This is a genomic window from uncultured Photobacterium sp., assembly GCF_947502415.1.
GTDB lineage: Bacteria > Pseudomonadota > Gammaproteobacteria > Enterobacterales > Vibrionaceae > Photobacterium.
On sequence record NZ_CANMZV010000093.1, the window covers coordinates 1 to 774 of the forward strand.

Here is a 774-nt window from a genome sequence, read left to right on the forward strand (position 1 = left end):
CACCTTTTGTTTAAGAAAGAAAAGATAACCAAAGAACTTTTAGATAACGAGATCAATCCTGATTGGTTAGACGAACACGCTTGTTTACTAAATATGAGAGATATTGCGGCAACACGCACCGTACCAATACTTGATACAGAAAAACAAGAAGGCGATAACATCATTTATGTTATCAAAGCTGGGGATACACTTTCAAAAATAGCGAATAGACATGGAATAACCCTTGGTAAGTTAATTGAACTAAATCCGAAATATAAAGAAAATCCAAACACGATTAATGTCGGTGAAAAAATAACTATTGAGACAAAGCAGGAAGCAACTCCCCAGCTAGAATTTCATGTCTGTCAAATTGACCCAGAAACCAACCAACGTGAAACATGGTCACAAATCGCGGCCAAATACAGTCTTGCACCCAAGGAATTGTTAGAGCTAAACAAACATTACAATAGCGACCCAACAGCGTTAGCTATTGGTGATAAACTCAATGTTAAAACCAAAAGCCAAGACATTACGACACCTGAAAAGCGCAACACGCTACCCGCAGAAGATGTCACCACAGATAAGACCGTTTATGCATTTTCAAACGCTCAATGTACTGCAAGTGACAAAACACATTTCAATGTATTACCAATCATTGACCTTGGACAAGCAGATAAGAACACACCAGTAATCAAAACCAACAAAGTGGTTTTAAAATCAAAACTGCTATCCAATTCAGATGCACTAGAATTGCTTGCAAAAGATAAAGGTATATTAATTAAAAAAGGCAGCAAA

General features: G+C 37.0%; 1 protein-coding gene. It reads left to right on the forward strand.

Annotated features, from left to right (window positions below; translation table 11 throughout):
• Positions 1-774 (forward strand): LysM peptidoglycan-binding domain-containing protein (locus Q0852_RS23665; protein ID WP_299022900.1); only part of this gene is annotated, 774 nt, incomplete at both ends.